We start from the raw sequence: 18,962 nt of genomic DNA, 5'->3' as shown, positions 1-18,962 counted from the left end.
GCCGTGTTTCGTCTTTTCTGGGCTGACGACGGTGGCTTGCCCGCCAATGACCGGGGTCTGGCCTATGGAGACGGGCTGTTTGAAACCATTCGGATGTCCGGTCAGAAGGGGGTTCTGCTATCCCGCCACCTGGAACGAATGGCGCGCGATGCCGGCCGATTGGGTATCGAGGTGTCGCGCAAAGAGCTCGCCAGCGTTTGCGTCGAGGCGGGGCAACGTTTTGCGGACCGCTTCAAGGGCGACGGCTGGGTTCTGAAGCTGACCCTGACCCGCGGCAGTGGCGGTCGGGGGTATCGCCCTGATCCGGGGATGGAGCCCAATTTGCTGGTTTCGGCATCGGCTTTGCCGCCGACACCGGACCCTGATGGTGTCGCCGTTGATTTCTCCAAGGTAACTCTGGCGGTTAATCCGTTATTGGCCGGGGTCAAGTCGCTGAACCGGATGGAGCAGGTCCTGGCGGCCGCCGAGCTCAAGCCATCGCTGTTCGAGGTCATCATGGCCGATCGTGAGGGAAACCTGGTTGAAGGCACTCGTACCAACATCCTGCTGCGGCAGGCTGATGGATGGGTGACGCCGCCGGCGTCGAGTCTGGCGGTTGCCGGTGTTCTCAGGCAGTGGCTGCTGGAGCGTCTGAGGCAGAGAGGCGAACCGGTAACAGAGCGCCCCGTCACTGTGCCCGATGTACTGGGTCCCGATTGTCAGGGAATGTTTCTCCTGAACAGCGTTCTGGGCATTGTTCCGGTTCTCACTATTGCCGGCCATCATTTGCCTGTGGATAGCGGACTTGCGACAATCTTCAATCCTCTCGAAACACTGGAATAAATCGTTTGCTCAAGAAGTTATTGCTTGCGTGCGTTTGTGTCGCCGTCCTCGCGTCTGCGGGATCCGGGCTGTGGGTATGGCAGGGGCTACAAGGCTTGAAAAAGCCGGTGGTGCTTGAAGAACCTCTTCTGTTTGACGTTCCCCAGGGCAGTTCATTTATTGAAGTCGTTGGTCGACTCGAAGCTGAGGGGTTGGTTTCAGACCGGCTCTGGCTGAGGTTATACGGTCGGCTGGAGCCCGAGCAGACGCGGATCAAGGCCGGTCAGTACGAGTTTCTTGATGGCATGAGCCCCAGGGACATGATCGGTGTCATGGTGTCGGGAGACACCAAGCACTGGTACGTCCAGTTTATAGAAGGCTGGACCTTCAAGGATATGCGAGCCGCTCTGGCGCAGGCCGAGCGACTTCAGAAAATCACCGGCGAGTGGACCAGCGAGCAGGTCATGGCGGCAGTTGGAGCCGAGGGTGAGCATCCCGAAGGAAGATTCTTCCCCGATACCTACGCCTTTACCAGTAGCGAGACCGATCTGGATTTGTTGAAGCGTGCCTTCAACCGGATGGAGACAGTACTGGCCGAGGAATGGGCGGCTCGGGAAGAGGGTTTGCCCTATGACAATCCCTACGAAGCCCTGATCATGGCCTCTATTGTAGAACGCGAAACCGGTGCGCCCCATGAGCGGGAGCAGGTGGCAGGGGTGTTCGTCCGCCGTTTGCAGAAGGGAATGCGACTGCAGACCGACCCCACGGTTATCTACGGTATGGGTGACAGCTATCAGGGCCGGATCGGGCGTAAGGACCTGCGCACGCACACGCCCTACAACACATACCGAATCAATGGCTTACCTCCGACTCCCATCGCCCTGCCTGGCCGCGAAGCTATTCATGCGGCCCTGCACCCGGATGACGGTGATGCCCTGTACTTTGTTGCCCGGGGAGATGGCACCCACAAATTCTCGCGCACGCTCGCAGAGCATCAGAAAGCCGTACGTGAGTTTCAGTTAAACAGGCGTGAAGACTACCGCTCTTCACCGGCGCCAAAAAACAGTGATTCTGATGAGGATGCCGGATGAGAGTACGAGGGCAGTTCATAACCTTCGAAGGCACGGAAGGGGTTGGCAAATCGACCCAGCTGACGAATGCAGCCGACACGCTCGCTGGACTGGGCGTCGATTATATCGTCACCCGTGAGCCGGGTGGCACGCCCATGGCTGAGGCTGTTCGCGAGCTTTTGCTGGCGCCCAGGGATGAACCGGTCAACGAAATCACCGAGTTGCTGCTGATGTTTGCCGCCAGGGCCCAGCATCTGCATACCCGAATCCTGCCTGCGCTTGAGCAGGGCCAGTGGGTCTTATGCGACCGTTTCACCGATGCGACCTTTGCCTACCAGGGCGGGGGGCGTGGTGTTCCGGAGGAGCGAATTGCGCTTCTTGAAACACTGGTTCAGGGTGATATCCGCCCAGACCATGTTATTGTCCTTGATGCCCCCGTGGACACCGGGATGGCCAGAGCCCGAAAGAGGGGCGACCTCGATCGTTTTGAACAGGAAGATCTGGAATTCTTTCAGCGAATCAGGGAGACCTATCTCGCTCGCGCCATGGCCCAGCCCTCCAGGTATCACGTGATTGACGCTGCACGCCCGCTGGCCGAGGTTTCCGAGCAGGTTTCGGAATTGTTGAATCACTGGTTAAGTCGTTCACAGGCTGACTGAAAACTGTGAGTTTTCCCTCGGGTTCCAGTTCCATTCGTGCACTTTCTGTAATGTTCTGCTTTAATTGAGGAACATTCTCAGTTAAACGCTGGCAGTTTTAATGGTTAACGCGAAACTTCTGAAGCTTCCCATGGCCGCGCACCAGCACCGGCATGAACACCACCAGATTGTCATAGGGGTGCGTGGCGAAGCCGAGTTGAGCGTCGATGGAGCCGGGGCTCAACTGGATACCTGGAGAGCTTATCTGGTGCCCACGGAAGCGCGCCACGATTATCGCGGTAACGACAAGAATCATGTTCTTGTGATCAATCTTGATCCGCTTACTCCGGCCGTCAACTCGCCAGCACACGCCGATTACGAGCGCATGATGCGGGTTTTTGAAAAGCCGCGGACTCTCCAAATGGACAGTCGTTTGCACGGGCTGGTTCAGTTTGCCGCCGGCGAGTTCGACCGGGCACCGGATCATATTACGCTCCAGCAACACCTTGCTTCGAGCATTCTGTACTGCATGGCCGATCGTATTACCGAAGGCCGTTCGTTCTCCTCAAACCGGAATGCCATCAGCCCTGAGGCAGTCCGTCGTTACATTCTCAAAAATCTCCACAAAAAGATCACCGTCGAAGATATGGCAGGAGAGGCTTGCCTGAGTGTTAGCCGTTTCCATGAGGTGTTCAGAGAGTTGGCAGGCATAACGCCCCACCAGTTCCTGTTACAGACACGCCTCGATCAGGCCGCTACTCTCCTTTCTAAAACGACCCTTACGGTGTCTGAAATCAGTTACCGAACCGGTTTCTCATCTCAAAGTGCACTGACAAATGCACTGCGTAAATACAAAGGGACTACGCCCTCACGACTGCAGGTTGGTGACCGAGTGGCCTGATTTGGCATGCCGGTTTCCCAGTCCCGTAGGATTGTGCAAAAGAATCGTAGGATTTCGTAAGCCCGGAATCCGTACTAATACTAAGTTATAGCGACTGAGCCCCGGTCTCATGCATGCGTGCGGGGCGCGAGTCGCAAATCTTCTTTGTGTGCTCAGGTTCAGGAAGTTGTTACAAGGAAAATTCCTGCTTCATTCGAGATGGAACTTGGAAAGAAAAGAAGAATAGTGCAGCGAGTTGGCGTCAGGTCAGCCATGTGCTTTGCGAGCGGACCTGGTCCGACTCATTAAACCGGAGGAGCCCCTATGGCTATTGGTGTTTGGATAAGTCTCTTTTTATATTTCGCGCTCATGATTGCCATTGGCGTTTTCGCAATGCGCAGAGCGACGTCTTCCTCTGAGGACTATATGTTGGGCGGTCGCGCCCTGAGTCCAAAGGTGGCAGCGCTTTCCGCTGGTGCTTCTGACATGAGTGGCTGGTTGCTCCTGGGTCTGCCCGGGGCGCTGTTTGCGTCGGGTTTGGGATCGGCCTGGATCGGTATTGGTCTGCTCGTGGGGGCATTCTTCAACTGGACACTGGTCGCCCCGCGTCTGCGTGAACAGACGGTTCACTATGGCAATGCGATTACTATCCCGTCTTTCCTGGCGAACCGCTTTCCGACACAGGCCCTGTCCCTGCGTACGGTGTCGGCCATCGTCATCGTGATCTTCTTCGCGGTTTATACGGCATCCGGCCTCGTCGCCGGTGGCAAGCTGTTCGAAAGCGCGTTTTCCGGCATTTTCAACTTTGGTGGTTTGAGCGATTACGCCGTAGGTATTGTGATCACCCTCGGTGTGGTACTGGCATACACCGTGGTGGGCGGTTTCCTGGCGGTGAGTCTGACCGATTTTGTCCAGGGCTGTATCATGATGCTGGCGCTGGTCATCATGCCGGCGGTTGTGCTCTTTGGTGAAGGCGGCGGGGGTTTTGCCCAGGCGTCGCAAACACTGAATGAGGTCGATCCCACCTTGCTGTCCTGGACGGAAGGGCTGACCTTCATCGGCTGGCTCTCTGCGGTTACCTGGGGTCTGGGTTACTTTGGTCAGCCCCACATCATTGTGCGTTTCATGGCTATCCGCACCCTGAAAGATGTACCGGTTGCCCGGAACATTGGTATGAGCTGGATGCTGATTTCCCTGATCGGCGCGATTTCACTGGGTGTGTTCGGTCGCGCGTACGCCATCCGAAATGGCATGGACGTACAGGATCCGGAAACCATCTTTATTATTCTGTCAGACATGCTGTTCCATCCCCTGATTACAGGCTTCCTGTATGCGGCCCTGCTGGCGGCGGTGATGAGTACCATCTCCAGTCAGCTGCTGGTGTCGTCTTCGTCGCTTACAGAAGATTTCTATCGTCTGTTCCTGCGGAAGGAAGCAAGCGACAAGGAATGCGTGAATATTGGCCGTGTGTGCGTTGTCCTCGTCGGCCTGGTCGCTGCCGTTATCGCATCCGATCCGAACTCTCAGGTTCTGGCTCTGGTGGCTAACGCGTGGGCCGGCTTCGGTGCCGCATTTGGCCCGCTGATCATCCTTTCACTGATGTGGCCGCGCACCAACGGTGCCGGGGCCATCGCAGGTATGGTTGTCGGTGCAGCCACCGTTATGATCTGGATTTCACTGGGCTGGAACGGTTCGTTCATGGGTGGTCCAGGTGTTTACGAAATCATTCCCGGTTTCATCGCTGCCTTCATTGCCATCCTGGTAGTGAGCTCGGCAACTGCCGATGCCGGAGAATACCAACATATCGAACGGTAAACAGAGAACGCGCAAAACGCGTTGTCAGAAGTGAAAAGGACTCCTCCGGGAGTCCTTTTTTTGGTCATAATGATTCCGGATCGGGGGCTTCCTCCTTTCGAATCCTCCAATCTTCGATGGGGCGCACTGAGTGACTGTTCTGGAAATCGTGGCTTTACTGTCGATCGGCGGCATTGCCGGATTTATAAACGTTCTCTCTGCCGGCGGTTCCATGCTGACCCTGCCCTTGTTGATGTTTCTGGGTCTGCCGCCCCAGGTCGCCAACGGCACGAACCGGGTGGCGATAACCCTGCAGAGTATCACTGCTGTAGGCAGCTTCTACCGCATGGGGCATGGCAACCTTGTTGTCAGTCTGCACCTGGCGATTCCTGCGGTTCTGGGCTCTCTGGTGGGTGCCTGGGTCGCTACCTGGGTCTCCGACGCCGTGTTCGAATGGGTGCTGGTGTCGGCCATGATCGGCGCTTCCGTCTTCATGTTGTTGCCACAGCCGGTTCTCAATACCCGTCCATTGACGCCCGAGCGCCTTGGCCCGGCTGTCTACCTGGCGATGTTTGTTGTTGGCATGTACGGCGGATTCATCCAGGTTGGTGTCGGTGTGCTTTTCCTTGTGGTGCTATACCACATGCTCAAGATCGACTTGCGCCAGGTGAACGTGCTCAAGGTCTCGATTGTGTTGCCGTTTACCTTTGCTGCACTGGTGGTGTTTGCCCTCAACGACCAGGTGCGCTGGGGCGTGGGCCTGACCCTGGCACTGGGCAACGTTACCGGCGCTTTCATTGCTACCCGGGTCAATATGAGCAAACGCGGCGCACGCTGGATCAAGGGGATAACCCTTGTCATGGTGGCTGCGATTCTGGTTAGGCTGATTATCCACTGATTGGAGGGGCATCCCGGGTGGGTAATCAGGCATAAAAAAACGCCAGCCCGGGGGCTGGCGTTTCCGTGGAGCTAAACCCTGAAGGTCAGTGCTCAGGCAACATTCGCCTCAGCAGCCTTCTTGGTGTAGTTCTCCATCTGGTCGAAGTTGAGATACTTGTAAATCTCTTTCGACATGCTGTTCAGGTCCTTCGCGTACTCCATGTACTCCGCAGGGGAGGGGAGTTTGCCCAGAACCGCACCCACAGCCGCCAGTTCCGCAGACGTCAGGTACACGTTGGCACCATCGCCGAGGCGGTTCGGGAAGTTACGGGTGGAAGTGGACAGGACCGTCGACTTCGGCGCTACGCGTGCCTGGTTACCCATGCACAGGGAGCAGCCCGGCATCTCGGTGCGAACACCGGCGGTGCCGTAGGTGTTGAAGTAACCTTCTTCCATCAGCTGCGCCTGATCCATCTTGGTCGGCGGCGACATCCACAGACGCGTGCTCAGCGGGCCTTTGTGCTGCTCAAGCAGTTTGCCGGCGGCGCGGAAGTGACCGATGTTGGTCATGCAGGAGCCAATGAATACTTCGTCAACCTTGTCGCCAGCCACTTCGGACAGGAACTTGGCATCGTCCGGATCATTCGGGCAGCATACGATCGGCTCTTTGATGTCAGCCAGATCGATTTCGATGACGTGTGCATACTCGGCATCTTTGTCGGCACGCATGAGCTTCGGATCAGCCAGCCACTCTTCCATCTGCTGGGCACGACGCTCCAGGGTACGCGGATCGCCGTAACCCTCGGCAATCATCCAGCGCAACATGGTGATGTTGGAACGCAGGTACTCGGCCACGGAGTCTTCAGACAGGTTGATGGTACAACCCGCGGCGGAACGCTCGGCGGAAGCGTCAGACAACTCGAACGCCTGCTCAACGGTCAGGTGCTCAAGGCCTTCAATTTCCAGGATGCGGCCGGAGAATTCGTTGATCTTGCCTTTCTTCTCGACGGTCAGCATGCCTTGCTTGATGCCGTACAGCGGGATGGCGTGTACCAGATCGCGCAGGGTGATGCCGGGCTGCATTTCGCCCTTGAAGCGAACCAGAACAGATTCCGGCATGTCCAGAGGCATAACGCCGGTCGCCGCGGCAAACGCTACCAGACCGGAACCGGCCGGGAAGGAGATGCCCATCGGGAAACGGGTGTGGGAGTCACCACCGGTGCCCACGGTGTCCGGCAGCAGCATGCGGTTCAGCCAGGAGTGGATGATGCCGTCGCCCGGCCGCAGTGAAACACCGCCGCGGGTACGGATAAAGTCCGGCATGGTGTGCTGCATTTCCACGTCAACCGGCTTCGGGTAGGCAGCGGTGTGGCAGAAAGACTGCATAACCAGATCAGCCTGGAAGCCCAGACAAGCCAAGTCTTTGAGTTCGTCCCGGGTCATCGGACCGGTGGTGTCCTGGGAGCCCACGGTGGTCATGTGCGGCTCGCAGTAGGTGTTCGGACGAACGCCTTTGCCTTCTTCCAGGCCACAGGCCTTGCCAACCATCTTCTGGGCCAGGGTGAAGCCTTTGGTGCCGGCTTCGGGATCTTTTGGCAGGCGGAACAGGTCGGTCGCGCCCATGCCCAGTGCTGTGCGGGCCTTGGCAGTCAGGCCACGACCGATGATCAGCGGGATACGGCCGCCGGCCTGAACTTCGTCCAGGATCACGTCAGACTTGAACTTGAACTCGGAGATAGTCTCGCCGGCCTCGTTCAGGATCTTGCCTTCATACGGGCGGATCTCGATAACATCGCCCATGTTCATGTCGTCGACGGGCGCTTCGAACACCAGGGCACCGGCATCTTCCATGGTATTGAAGAAGATCGGAGCAACCTTGTTACCGATGCAGACACCGCCGGCACGCTTGTTCGGCACGCCCGGAATGTCGTCGCCGAAGAACCACAGAACGGAGTTAGTGGCCGACTTACGGGAAGAACCGGTACCGACTACGTCGCCAACGAAGGCAACGGGCAGACCCTTGGACTTGATCTCGTCGATCTGGCTCATGGGGCCGGTTACGCCCGGCTCTTCCGGCTTCAGGCCGTCGCGTTCCATTTTGTAGGCAGCGCGGGCGTGCAGCGGGATGTCCGGACGGGACCAGGCATCCGGAGCCGGTGACAGGTCGTCGGTGTTGGTTTCGCCAGTGACCTTGAACACCACCATCTTGGTGCTCTCTGGTACCTTCTTCTTGTTGGTGAACCATTCGCCGTTGGCCCAGGATTCGATAACTGCCTTGGCAACCGGATTGCCAGCGTCCATCTTTTCCTTCACATCGTTGAAGGCGTCGAACATCAGCAGGGTGCGCTTCAGCTGCTCACCGGCCAGCTCGGCCAGCTCGGAGTCGTCCAGAAGATCAACCAGGGTCGCAATGTTATAGCCACCCTGCATCATGCCCAGCAGCTTGACTGCTGTCGGCTTGTCCAGCAGCGGAGAGGAAGCTTCGCCTTTTACGATAGCAGTCAGGAACGCAGCCTTTACGTAAGCGGCTTCGTCGACACCCGGCGGTACGCGGTTTTCCAGGAGATACACCAGGGTGTCTTCCTCGCCGGCCGGCGGGTTTTTCAGCAGATCGACCAGAGCAGCAGTCTGCTCGGCGTTCAGGGGCTTGGGAGGAATACCCAGGGCTTCACGTTCGGCAACGTGTTCACGATAGGCTTCTAACACGATATGGACCCTCATCAGTTGGAATGTCCCGCGCCGTTGGCTTCATGCCTTGGCGGGAGGTTTTGGCGGAAAGGCCGCAGGAGCCTCTGAATAATGCCTCAAATCACCGATGGGGTTTCAGGGTTTATTCAGAGACTCCTTTATCTGGCGCTGCATTCTATAGGAAACCCCTTATAAAGTTAAGTTGGACAGAGGTCGGAGGAATCTGTTAAGTGCGCTATACTCGCCGGCCGCAAATCAACAACTGTATTCAACCATGAACGACGCCCTGCAAGAGATTCACAACTTCCTGCCGTGCCGGACCCCTCAGCAATGGATCGACAATGCCCTGGCGAACCAGGACCTGATGCTGATCGATCACGCCCATTGCGAAAAGAAGGCCGCCTCCACCGCGCTCAGCCTGATGTACCGGTACGTTGACAACACCGACCTGCTGAACAAGATGTCCCGGCTGGCCCGTGAGGAGCTCCGGCATTTCGAGCAGGTGCTCGCCATTATGAAAAAGCGCGGCGTGGACTATTGCCATCTTACCCCGGCCCGATACGCGGCAGGATTAAGACAGGAAGTCCGGTCAGAAGATCCTGGCCGCCTGGTGGATGTGTTGATTGTGGGCGCCATTATCGAGGCGCGATCCTGTGAACGGTTTGCCGCGCTCGCTCCGTTCCTGGATGAGAAGCTCGCCGATTTCTACACCAGTTTGCTGAAGTCCGAAGCCCGGCATTACCAGGACTACTTGACTCTGGCCGAGCAGGCCGCTGGTGGACCGATCGCGGCCCGTGTGGAGGATTTTCTGGCCCTGGAGCGGGCGCTGATTGAAGATCCGGATCAGGAGTTTCGCTTTCACAGCGGGCCCATTTCAGCGTAACTGCCGACAAAGCTCTATCCAGGCATCAATTCCGGCGCTACGGTATTTCTGCTTGTGCAGGATGAAATAGAACTGCCGATCAAACTGACGGTTTTCCGGTACCGTCAGCGGCACCAGGCTTCCGCGCTTGAACGCGTCGGCCAGCACCACTTCCGAAAGGCAGCCAATCCCCAGGTCGGCTTCCACTGCCCGTTTTATGGCCTCGGTGTGTTCCAGCTCCAGCAGCACATTCAGATCCGGCAACAGGCCGTGCATGCCCCGCTCAAAACTCTGGCGGGTTCCTGACCCCTGCTCACGCATGATCCAGGTGGCGGTGCGCAGGTCTTCATCCGTCAGGGATGTTTTTTGGGCCAGTGGATGGCTGGGCGAACAGAACACCACCAGCTCATCTCCCCGCCAGGGCAATACATCCAGTTCTGAAGACTGCAATTCCCCCTCGATCAAACCAATATCCAGCTCGAAGTCCCTCACTCGTCTTGCAATGGTGCTGGTATTGGCGACTTCGAGGGAGACTCTGGGATGGGTAGGGGTATTCATGTATTGGGCCATGACCCCCACGGCCAAATAGTTCCCGATAGTCAGGGTGGCACCGACTTTTAGGGCGCCCACCTCCGTGTGTTTGCTGAAGGCCTGTTCCAGCTCATTGGCCTGGGCAAGGACGGCCTCCACCTTGGGGCGGTAAAGCCGCCCCAGCTCGTTTAACTGGAGCCGTTTGCCAACGCGGTCGAACAGCTGGATGTCGAACTGGTTTTCCAGTTCTTTCAGCGCACTGCTGGCTGCCGATTGCGACATGGCCAGCGATTCGGCAGCACGGGTAATGTTCTGGAAATGGGCGGCTGCCAGGAAAACTTCCAGCTGTCGAAAACTGTACTTCATAACTTTTCGCTCTTAATCGGCTCACTCGAATAAGGTTATGAGAATATCCCATTTTCCCGATAGGTTAGTGTCGGGTTAGACTTAGCGCAATCCAAAATTGAATCATTCGCCGTAAGAAAGCGTAACGAACAGGCAAGAGGTTTACATGAGCAACCTGATTAAAGAGAAAGTTACCAGCGTCCATCACTGGAACGATACCCTGTTCAGCTTTACCACAAGCCGTGATCCGGGCTTCCGTTTCAAGAACGGGCACTTTGTCATGATCGGCCTGGAGACCGAGGGTAAGCCTTTGATGCGCGCTTACAGTATCGCCAGTGCCAATTACGAGGAAGAGCTTGAGTTCTTCTCGATCAAGGTCCAGGACGGTCCACTGACCTCCCGCCTTCAGAAAATCCAGGTAGGTGACGAGATTCTGGTGAGCCGCAAGCCGACAGGGACGCTGATTCTGGACAACCTTCTGCCCGGAAAGAACCTGTGGCTGATCAGCACCGGTACCGGTTTGGCGCCTTTCATGAGCATCATCAAGGACCCGGAAGTCTACGAGGCGTTCGATAAGGTTATTCTGACCCATGGCGTGCGTTACGTCTCCGAGCTGGCTTATCAGAAGGAGATCGAGGAGCTGCCGGAGAACGAATACTTCGGCGAAATGGTCCAGGGCAAGCTGGTTTACTATCCGACTGTGACGCGGGAAGACTTCCGCAACCAGGGGAGGCTGACCGATGCCATGGAAACCGGCAAAATCACCCGTGATCTCGACCTGCCGGATTTTGACCCGGAGAATGACCGGTTCATGATCTGCGGCAGCCCAAGCATGCTCAAGGACACCTGCGCCATCTTGAACAACATGGGCTTCAAGGAAGCCCGGGGCGGCGATATGGGTCATTACGTGATTGAGCGGGCGTTCGTGGAGCAGTGAGCTCGCGGGCTGAATCCGCCTCGAAAAATGCCGGAGCGTGATGCTCCGGCTTTTTTGTGTTTGTATCTGACAGAATGGGTCGTATAAACGGCAAAGGGCTTTGGAGGCGGACCAATGGCAGGACGGCAGTTAACGAAGAGAAACGTCATCAGCTTTTTGGTGGCACTGGCGGTCGGGGTAATTCTTGGCACCGTGGTTCAGACCCAGCTAAACCTGTGGGCCCTTCAGACTATGGGGGTGGCGGTTGGGCTTGACGCCCGCATTTCTGCCACCGGGCATGATCTGGTCTCTTTTGCGCCGCTCTACCTGCTCCTCTTTGGTCTCAGTTTCCTTATTTCCCAGGGCGCTGCGGCGGTCGTTTCCCGTTTCGTGGGGCGCGGACTTCGGGTGCCACTGTTCGCCCTGGCCGGGGCATCCGGGCTGTGGGTTGCACTAGTGTTAGTTAACGCCCTGGCTCCCATGCCAACCCTGATTGCGGCGACCCGAACCGGGGGAGGTCTGCTTGCCATGCTGTTAACCGCGGCATTTGCCGGAGCCCTGTTCGCCAGACTTACTGCCAGGCCTGCCACCGGGGTCAGTAGCCACGCCTCAGGCACCCTGCTGGCCTTTTGCCTGGCGGTTGGCCTCGGGGCGCTGCCAGGTCCGACACAGGCCCAGTCCTTGAGCGACTACACCGTCGAGACGTTGACTTCCGGGCTGGAGCATCCCTGGTCCCTGGCGTTTCTTCCCGGCGGTGGCGCCCTTGTGACGGAGCGGGCAGGGCGGTTGCGGATGATTTCAGAGGAGTGGGAGCTCGGCCAGGCGCCGATTACCGGAGTTCCGCCGATTTTCAATGATGCTCAGGCAGGTCTGTTCGATGTGCTGTTGTCGCCGGACTTTGAGAATAACCAACTGGTCTTTCTCGCCTACGCTTGCGGGACGGCCTCTGCGAATCACCTGTGCGTGGCCCGTGGTCAGTTGCAGGCGGAGGCCTTGACGGAGGTTGTCGAGATATTCCGTGCCAAGCCGGCCAAGGAAGGCAGCGCCCACTACGGTGGCCGAATGGCCTGGCTTCCGGATGGTACGCTGATCGTGACGCTGGGAGACGGATTTGACTATCGGGAGCAGGCGCAGAACCTGTCCAGTCATCTGGGCAAGATCGTGAGGCTGAACCCGGATGGCAGTGTTCCCGCCGACAACCCCTTCGTTGGCAGGGAAGGCGCTCTGCCGGAAATATACAGTTACGGGCACCGGAACGTTCAGGGGCTGGTGTTTGATTCCGTCGAAAACGTCTTGATTGCCCATGAACACGGCCCCCGCGGCGGTGATGAGATAAATATTATCGAGCCGGGACACAACTATGGCTGGCCCGTGATCACGCACGGCATCGATTACACCGGCGCGATGATCACGCCCTTTGTTGAGCGGGAAGGTATGGAGCAACCGTTGTTGCGCTGGACCCCTTCAATTGCCCCTTCAGGCATGACCCGCTATCGGGGTGAGCTGTTTCCGGACTGGCAGGGAAACCTCCTGGTCGGCGCCCTTGCCGATAAAAGCGTTCACCGCGTCACACTGGAAGCTGGCGATGCAAGCGACGTAGAGAGTCTGTTCGAAGCAATGGGCGAACGGATCCGGGACGTGGCTACCGGGCCTGATGGGGCGGTGTATCTGCTCACTGACAGTGCGGATGGACGGATTCTGCGTATCCTGCCTTAGTCTCGGCTCTGGGGTCTTTGGGCCCGGCCAGTGTATAGTAGGCGGTTTTCAGAAAGAGGGAAGCCGCTATGTTTCATCTGGAACTGGAACCACGTTTCAGCGATACCGATGCCCTCGGGCATATCAGCAATACCACTCTGCCAGTCTGGTTCGAGCAGGCCAGGACGCCGGTTTTCCGTATTTTTCACCCGACCCTAGAAGCCGAGACCTGGCCGCTGATCATTGCACGACTGGAGATTGATCTGATGGCACAGAGCTACTGGCATATTCCGGTCAAGATCAAAACAGGTATCGGTAAGATCGGCAATTCCTCGTTTCATGTGATTCAGGAAGCCTGGCAGGGCGACAAGCAGATTGCCCGGGGTGTCGCCGTGTTAATTCATTTTGATTACGAAACCGAGAAGGCACTGCCGATTCCGGAGGACATAAAAGCCAGGCTGGCAGAACATGCGGTAGCGTGATCGTGCACAATTCTGACTTTCCCGGAGGCGCTGGTGTTTGGTAAATACCTTGTATTGCTCTCTCTGATGAGTGTTTTGGTGGTCACTGGTTGTGATTCTACTAATGAGGATAACGCGCCCGAATCAAATGGCCCACAACTTACTTCACTGACTGGTCCGGATGTTGATATCTCCCTGGCACTGACCTCCGCTCAGCTGGACTGGGTAGGCCAACAGATTTTCCGGAACGAGTGCGCAGGGCGTTTTCAGTGTCTGGTCCACTGGAACGACGGCGAGGCGTTTCCGTCATTGGGTATTGGTCACTTCATCTGGTATCCGGAGGGCGTTGAAGGGCGATTCGTGGAAAGTTTTCCGGCTCTTATGGAATACATGGAACAGCGTCAGGTCAATATTCCCGAATGGTTGCGAGCGCTCGAGCCTTTTGACGCTCCCTGGCGCGAAAAAGCAGACTTTCTGGCTGTAGACGATTCGCCACGAGTAGCAGAGCTGCGAGAGTTTCTGGCGGGTACCCAGGGGATCCAGGCTGAATTCATATTCCGTCGCGCCAGGCAATCGCTTGCAAAGGTTATTGAGGCAGCCCCGGATAACCAAAAGCCAGAGATCGCTGCCCGGCTGGAGTCTCTGAGCCAGACGCCCGGTGGCGTTTACGCCATCATCGACTATGTGAATTTCAAGGGCGAGGGGCTTTCGCCTACGGAGCGCTACGAGGGCCAGGGCTGGGGGCTGCTTCAGGTGCTTTTGGAAATGTCTGAATCACCAGATCAGAGCGCCCTTGTTAAATTCAGGGAAGCAGCTGACACCGTTCTGACGCGACGGGCAGCAAACGCGGAGAATCCCATCGAGCGGGAGCGCTGGCTGCCGGGGTGGCGGAAGCGCCTCGAGACCTACGCAGAGCCCCCAGTCTTCAAAATTTCGAAATAATTTTGCATAAAAACTAGTTCATTTCCCGAACCTTGTTCTACTTTTAATAGGCGCGGCCCTTGGTCTGCCTTTTTTTGGCGCATGGGGTTGGAGCGAAAGCGCCGAACTGGTGCATGAAATGGTATTACTTCGTTCCAGATTCGCCTGAAACGCACCGGTGATTGATAAAAATAATATAAATCATCGGCTTACGCCGAGTGGCTTGCAAATTGCTGATTACACTCGTCGCGATAAAACCAACTGATGTTCGGAGAAAAGACAATGAGAAAGACGAAATCGATTGCCCTGGGGATTGCTCTGGCCGTAGGTACGTTCTCGGCCACTGGTGCCATGGCAGCTACAACTCTGGAGAACGTCAAGGAGAAAGGTCACCTCCAGTGCGGCGTGACCAGCGGTTTGCCTGGCTTCTCGCAGCCTGATGAAAAAGGTAACTGGACCGGTATCGACGTGGATACCTGCCGCGCGGTTGCTGCCGCCATCTTCGGTGACGCAAACGCGGTTGAGTTTACTCCACTGACTGCAAAGGAGCGTTTCACCGCCCTGCAGTCGGGTGAAATCGACATGCTCTCCCGTAACACCACCTGGACACTGACCCGCGATGCGTCCCTGGGCCTGAACTTTGCCGGCGTGAATTACTACGATGGTCAGGGCTTTTTGATCAACAAGGGTATCGGTGTGGACGATGCGACCCAGCTGGACGGTGCCACCATCTGTATCCAGGCCGGTACTACCACCGAGCTGAACCTGTCGGATTACTTCCGTGCCAAGGGCATGGAATTCAAGCCGATCGTGTTCGACACCTCCGAGCAAACCGTTCAGGGCTTTGCGGCGGGTCGTTGCGACGTTCTGACCTCTGACCGTTCGCAACTGGCGGCACTGCGCTCGAAGCTGTCTGATCCGAGTTCAGCCAAGATCCTGCCGAACACCATTTCCAAGGAGCCCCTGGGCCCGGTTGTTCGCCAGGGTGACGATCAGTGGTTCAACATCGTCAAGTGGGTGCTTTTCGCTCAGATCAACGCCGAAGAGCTGGGCGTGACCAGCGCCAATGCCGACGACATGTTGAAGTCCGACAACCCGAATATCCAGCGCCTGCTGGGTACCGATGGCGACATGGGTGCCAAGCTTGGACTGCCGGATGACTTCGGTTATCAGGCCGTGAAACTGGTTGGCAACTACGGTGAAATGTATGACCGCAACGTAGGACCGGATACCCCGCTGGGACTGGATCGCGGAATCAACGCGCTCTGGACTGAAGGCGGTATCATGTATGCGCCGCCGGTCCGTTAAGACCTGAAGGCATACGGCGAAGTCTCCTGTGGGAGGCTTCGCCGTCATCTCTGATGCTGTAAACCACAGGGAAGCTCTTCAGGACAATCCATGAAAAAACAAACAATCGATACCCGACCTGCAGGGCCCAAGCCCTGGTACGACCCCCGGGTCCGCTCACTCTTCTTTCAGGCGGTAGCCATTGCCCTCGTGTTCTGGGGCGGATGGATTCTCGTCGATAACACGCTTTCCAACATGGAAAGCCGTGGCATCAGCACCGGTTTCGGTTTTCTCGGTGAAACCGCCGGGTTCGGCATCATCATGAATCTGGTGCCTTATGATGCAACCATGTCTTATGGCCGAACCTTCTGGGTTGGTCTAACCAATACATTGCTTGTTTCCGCGATGGGTGTCGTTGCCGCCACCATTCTCGGTTTCATCATTGGTGTTGCGCGACTCTCGAGTAACTGGCTTGTGGCCAAAATGGCGCTGGTTTACATCGAAGTGATCCGCAACATACCGCTGCTTCTGCAGATTTTCTTCTGGTACTTTGCCGTACTCAGCAATCTTCCGTCACCACGCCAGAGTGTTGATGTCGGTGGAGCGCTGTTCCTGAACAACCGGGGCCTTTACCTGCCAGATCCAGTGACCCAGGAGGGTTTCGGAATTGTCTGGGGCGGTATTCTGCTTGCCATCGCTGCTGTCGTCGGGATTCGGATATGGGCGAAAAAACGCCAGTTGGCGACCGGACAGATCTTCCCGACCTTCAAGGTCGGCGTGGCTATTCTGGTGCTGGTACCGATAATCTCTTATCTCGTGGCCGGTCGGCCTCTTGAGTGGGATTTGCCAGCGCTCAGGGGCTTCAACTTTGGCGGGGGAATTACCATCATTCCGGAGTTGGCGGCTCTGTGGATTGCACTGTCGCTGTACACCGCCAGCTTCATCGCTGAAATCGTGCGCTCCGGTATTCTGTCGGTCAGCAAGGGACAAACCGAGGCCTCCAAGGCTTTGGGGCTGCCCAATGGTCTTACCCTCAGGTTGGTGGTGATACCGCAGGCCATGCGGGTCATCATTCCGCCGCTCACCAGTCAGTATCTGAATCTGGTGAAAAACTCCTCCCTGGCAACGGCCATCGGTTACCCGGACCTCGTGGCGGTCTTCATGGGCACCACGCTGAATCAGACGGGGCAGGCCGTCGAGGTTGTCGCCATTACCATGGCGGTATATCTGACCATCAGTCTGCTGATCTCGCTGTTCATGAATATCTACAACCGGGCTGTGGCCATTAAGGAGCGATGATGACCGAGTCAACCATGAAAGCACCCAAGAAGGCGCTCCGTCCGGTCAAGTGGATGCGGGAGAACCTGTTCTCCGGCTGGTTCAACACGGTATTGACGCTGGGTGTGGCCTATCTGCTGGTGACCAGTGTAGGGCCTTTGCTCAACTGGTTTTTCCTCGACGCCAACTTTGTTGGCAGTGATCCGAGCGCCTGTACGGGAGCGGGTGCCTGCTGGCTGTTTATCAGCCAGCGTCTGAATTTCTTTATCTACGGATTCTACCCGGATGAACTGCAGTGGCGGGTCGACGTGATGTTCCTGCTGCTGGCGGTTTCCTTTGTGCCCCAGTTCATCGAGCGTTTCCCTGGTCGCAAGTGGCTCGGGCTGTTCGGTATCTTTGGTTTGCCCATTGTTGGCTACTTCCTGATTCCCGGAGGCAGTTTCGGCCTGGAAGAAGTGCAGAGCTCGAAATGGGGCGGCCTGATGCTGACCCTGATCCTGGCTTACATCGGGATTATTGCGTCCTTGCCCATTGGCATATTGCTTGCGCTGGGTCGTCGCTCCGAGATGCCGATCATCCGTGGGATCTGTGTGGTCTTTATCGAGGTGTGGCGGGCGGTTCCGTTGATTACGGTTCTGTTCATGGCTTCGGTGATGCTGCCGCTTTTTCTCCCGGAAGGTGTGAATTTCGAGAAACTGGCCCGGGCGCTGATCGGTATAACCCTGTGGCAGTCCGCTTACATGGCGGAAGTGATTCGCGGTGGCCTGCAGGCCATTCCCCGGGGCCAGTATGAGGCTGCCGATGCTCTGGGGCTGGGATACTGGCGCAAAATGGGGCTGGTCATCCTGCCGCAGGCTCTGAAGATGGTTATTCCGGGTATCGTGAACACCTTCATTTCCCTGTTCAAGGACACCACGCTGGTGTTGATTATCGGCCTCTTCGATATCCTCGGCACAGTCCAGTCCACGGTTACCGACCCTGCCTGGCAGAATGTTGCCATCGAGGGCTATGTATTTGTGGCGTTCTGTTTCTGGGTCTTCTGCTTCGGCATCTCCAGATACAGCCAGAACCTTGAACGAAAACTAGACACTGGTCATAAGACCTGACGGGTAATCCTATGACAGACCAAACACAAACCTCAGAAATGCAGACCCCGCCGAAGGACCAGCCGGGAAAAAAACCGGGGATTATCCGGGTTGAGGGCATGCACAAGTGGTACGGGGACTTCCATGTTCTCAAAGATCTCAACCTGACCGTTGATCAGGGCGAGAGAATTGTCATCTGTGGGCCATCCGGCTCGGGAAAATCCACCTTCATCCGTTGCATAAACCGGCTGGAGGAGCATCAGCAGGGCAAAATCATTGTTGATGGTATCGAGCTGACCGATGATGTCCGCCATATCGATACGGTTCGGCGGGAAGTCGGCATGGTGTTTCAGCATTTCAACCTTTTCCCGCACCTGACCGTCCTGGAAAACTGCTGCCTGTCGCCGATCTGGGTGCGGAAAACGCCCCGAAAGGAGGCGGAGGCATCAGCGATGGAGTACCTTGAGCGGGTCAAGATCCCGGATCAGGCTAACAAATTCCCGGGGCAGCTTTCGGGCGGCCAGCAACAGCGTGTGGCGATTGCCAGGGCGCTTTGCATGAAGCCGAAGATCATGCTGTTCGACGAGCCAACCTCGGCCTTGGATCCGGAGATGATCAAGGAAGTGCTGGACGTAATGATTGAATTGGCGGGAAGCGGTATGACCATGCTCTGCGTAACCCATGAGATGGGTTTTGCCAAGACGGTGGCGGACCGTGTGATTTTCATGGACGGTGGCGAGATTGTGGAGCAGGCGCCTCCCCACGAGTTCTTTACCAACCCACAGGAAGCCAGAACTCAGAAGTTCCTCCAGCAGATACTCGCGCACTGAA

17 protein-coding genes are annotated in these 18,962 nt (G+C 56.9%); 15 read left to right on the top strand and 2 right to left on the bottom strand.

Annotated features, from left to right (window positions below; all coding sequences use genetic code 11):
- Positions 1-3 precede the first annotated feature (3 nt).
- The 6 genes from pabC to EDB94_RS02900 all read left to right on the top strand — a co-directional run bounded on the left by pabC (position 4) and on the right by EDB94_RS02900 (position 6,081).
- Positions 4-822, top strand: a complete 819-nt coding sequence (pabC, locus tag EDB94_RS02925; protein ID WP_108017407.1) for an aminodeoxychorismate lyase — start codon at positions 4-6, stop codon at positions 820-822.
- A gap of 5 nt (positions 823-827) precedes the next feature.
- Positions 828-1,892, top strand: coding sequence for an endolytic transglycosylase MltG (mltG, locus tag EDB94_RS02920; RefSeq protein ID WP_053112390.1), 1,065 nt, complete (start codon positions 828-830; stop codon positions 1,890-1,892).
- A complete protein-coding gene (gene tmk, locus EDB94_RS02915; RefSeq protein WP_108017406.1) occupies positions 1,889-2,530 on the top strand; it encodes a dTMP kinase in 642 nt (213 codons plus the stop codon). The genes mltG and tmk overlap by 4 nt, the downstream gene beginning before the upstream one ends.
- 100 nt (positions 2,531-2,630) lie before the next feature.
- Complete coding sequence (locus EDB94_RS02910) at positions 2,631-3,410, top strand: AraC family transcriptional regulator (RefSeq protein ID WP_108017405.1); 780 nt, start codon at positions 2,631-2,633, stop codon at positions 3,408-3,410.
- A gap of 303 nt (positions 3,411-3,713) precedes the next feature.
- Complete coding sequence (gene putP, locus EDB94_RS02905) at positions 3,714-5,204, top strand: sodium/proline symporter PutP (RefSeq protein ID WP_053112384.1); 1,491 nt, start codon at positions 3,714-3,716, stop codon at positions 5,202-5,204.
- A gap of 130 nt (positions 5,205-5,334) precedes the next feature.
- Positions 5,335-6,081 carry a sulfite exporter TauE/SafE family protein gene (locus tag EDB94_RS02900; protein WP_108017404.1) on the top strand — a complete coding sequence of 249 codons (747 nt, stop codon included), beginning with the start codon at positions 5,335-5,337 and terminating at the stop codon, positions 6,079-6,081.
- Positions 6,082-6,173: 92 nt separating this feature from the next.
- Here EDB94_RS02900 and EDB94_RS02895 read toward each other — a convergent pair whose 3' ends face one another.
- Positions 6,174-8,768, bottom strand: a complete 2,595-nt coding sequence (locus EDB94_RS02895) for a bifunctional aconitate hydratase 2/2-methylisocitrate dehydratase (RefSeq protein ID WP_104270136.1) — start codon at positions 8,766-8,768, stop codon at positions 6,174-6,176.
- A gap of 256 nt (positions 8,769-9,024) precedes the next feature.
- On the opposite strand from EDB94_RS02895, the gene EDB94_RS02890 reads away from it, so the two are divergent.
- Positions 9,025-9,633, top strand: a complete 609-nt coding sequence (locus EDB94_RS02890) for a tRNA-(ms[2]io[6]A)-hydroxylase (RefSeq protein ID WP_062782417.1) — start codon at positions 9,025-9,027, stop codon at positions 9,631-9,633.
- Here the strand turns inward: EDB94_RS02890 and EDB94_RS02885 are convergent.
- Positions 9,625-10,509 carry a LysR family transcriptional regulator gene (locus EDB94_RS02885; RefSeq protein WP_108017403.1) on the bottom strand — a complete coding sequence of 295 codons (885 nt, stop codon included), beginning with the start codon at positions 10,507-10,509 and terminating at the stop codon, positions 9,625-9,627. The two genes, EDB94_RS02890 and EDB94_RS02885, sit on opposite strands and share 9 nt — an antisense overlap.
- Before the next feature lie 145 nt (positions 10,510-10,654).
- Here EDB94_RS02885 and EDB94_RS02880 point away from each other — a divergent pair, with 145 nt between their 5' ends.
- From EDB94_RS02880 to EDB94_RS02845, 8 genes are all read left to right on the top strand, one after another.
- Positions 10,655-11,425: a ferredoxin--NADP reductase gene (locus tag EDB94_RS02880; protein ID WP_008174999.1), complete on the top strand. Its 771-nt coding sequence runs from the start codon at positions 10,655-10,657 to the stop codon at positions 11,423-11,425.
- 114 nt (positions 11,426-11,539) lie between these two features.
- Entirely contained in the window at positions 11,540-13,120 is a 1,581-nt protein-coding gene (locus EDB94_RS02875; RefSeq protein ID WP_108017402.1) for a PQQ-dependent sugar dehydrogenase, read from the top strand.
- A 68-nt stretch (positions 13,121-13,188) separates the two neighbouring features.
- The gene (locus EDB94_RS02870) at positions 13,189-13,581 is read left to right on the top strand and encodes a thioesterase family protein (protein WP_014577531.1); all 393 of its coding nucleotides are present in this window, start codon (positions 13,189-13,191) and stop codon (positions 13,579-13,581) included.
- A gap of 33 nt (positions 13,582-13,614) precedes the next feature.
- Positions 13,615-14,502 carry a hypothetical protein gene (locus tag EDB94_RS02865; RefSeq protein ID WP_108017401.1) on the top strand — a complete coding sequence of 296 codons (888 nt, stop codon included), beginning with the start codon at positions 13,615-13,617 and terminating at the stop codon, positions 14,500-14,502.
- 261 nt (positions 14,503-14,763) lie between these two features.
- Positions 14,764-15,789 (top strand): amino acid ABC transporter substrate-binding protein, encoded by a 1,026-nt coding sequence (locus EDB94_RS02860; protein WP_041645303.1) that lies wholly within the window; start codon positions 14,764-14,766, stop codon positions 15,787-15,789.
- Between the two features lie 90 nt (positions 15,790-15,879).
- Positions 15,880-17,067 carry an amino acid ABC transporter permease gene (locus tag EDB94_RS02855; protein WP_014577528.1) on the top strand — a complete coding sequence of 396 codons (1,188 nt, stop codon included), beginning with the start codon at positions 15,880-15,882 and terminating at the stop codon, positions 17,065-17,067.
- Entirely contained in the window at positions 17,067-18,152 is a 1,086-nt protein-coding gene (locus tag EDB94_RS02850; RefSeq protein ID WP_053112375.1) for an amino acid ABC transporter permease, read from the top strand. Before EDB94_RS02855 ends, EDB94_RS02850 begins: the two co-directional genes overlap by 1 nt.
- Before the next feature lie 38 nt (positions 18,153-18,190).
- On the top strand, positions 18,191-18,961 hold the full coding sequence (locus EDB94_RS02845) for an amino acid ABC transporter ATP-binding protein (protein ID WP_014577526.1): 771 nt from the start codon (positions 18,191-18,193) through the stop codon (positions 18,959-18,961).
- The last annotated feature ends 1 nt before the right edge of the window (position 18,962 follow it).

Origin of the sequence: Marinobacter sp. 3-2 (assembly GCF_003751355.1) — a bacterium.
GTDB classification, from domain to species: Bacteria; Pseudomonadota; Gammaproteobacteria; order Pseudomonadales; family Oleiphilaceae; genus Marinobacter; species Marinobacter adhaerens.
Note: the sequence above shows the minus strand (reverse complement) of the source record. Positions and strands in the feature narration are given on the sequence as shown.

Bases quoted from the DNA above. Each gene is read 5' to 3' on its own strand.
- tmk (WP_108017406.1), top strand. From the start codon at position 1,889: ATGAGAGTACGAGGGCAGTTCATAACCTTCGAAGGCACGGAAGGGGTT.
- EDB94_RS02860 (WP_041645303.1), top strand. From the start codon at position 14,764: ATGAGAAAGACGAAATCGATTGCCCTGGGGATTGCTCTGGCCGTAGGT.
- EDB94_RS02855 (WP_014577528.1), top strand. From the start codon at position 15,880: ATGAAAAAACAAACAATCGATACCCGACCTGCAGGGCCCAAGCCCTGG.
- EDB94_RS02875 (WP_108017402.1), top strand. From the start codon at position 11,540: ATGGCAGGACGGCAGTTAACGAAGAGAAACGTCATCAGCTTTTTGGTG.
- EDB94_RS02870 (WP_014577531.1), top strand. From the start codon at position 13,189: ATGTTTCATCTGGAACTGGAACCACGTTTCAGCGATACCGATGCCCTC.
- EDB94_RS02880 (WP_008174999.1), top strand. From the start codon at position 10,655: ATGAGCAACCTGATTAAAGAGAAAGTTACCAGCGTCCATCACTGGAAC.
- EDB94_RS02850 (WP_053112375.1), top strand. From the start codon at position 17,067: ATGACCGAGTCAACCATGAAAGCACCCAAGAAGGCGCTCCGTCCGGTC.
- EDB94_RS02910 (WP_108017405.1), top strand. From the start codon at position 2,631: ATGGTTAACGCGAAACTTCTGAAGCTTCCCATGGCCGCGCACCAGCAC.
- putP (WP_053112384.1), top strand. From the start codon at position 3,714: ATGGCTATTGGTGTTTGGATAAGTCTCTTTTTATATTTCGCGCTCATG.
- EDB94_RS02890 (WP_062782417.1), top strand. From the start codon at position 9,025: ATGAACGACGCCCTGCAAGAGATTCACAACTTCCTGCCGTGCCGGACC.
- EDB94_RS02885 (WP_108017403.1), bottom strand. From the start codon at position 10,509: ATGAAGTACAGTTTTCGACAGCTGGAAGTTTTCCTGGCAGCCGCCCAT.
- EDB94_RS02845 (WP_014577526.1), top strand. From the start codon at position 18,191: ATGCAGACCCCGCCGAAGGACCAGCCGGGAAAAAAACCGGGGATTATC.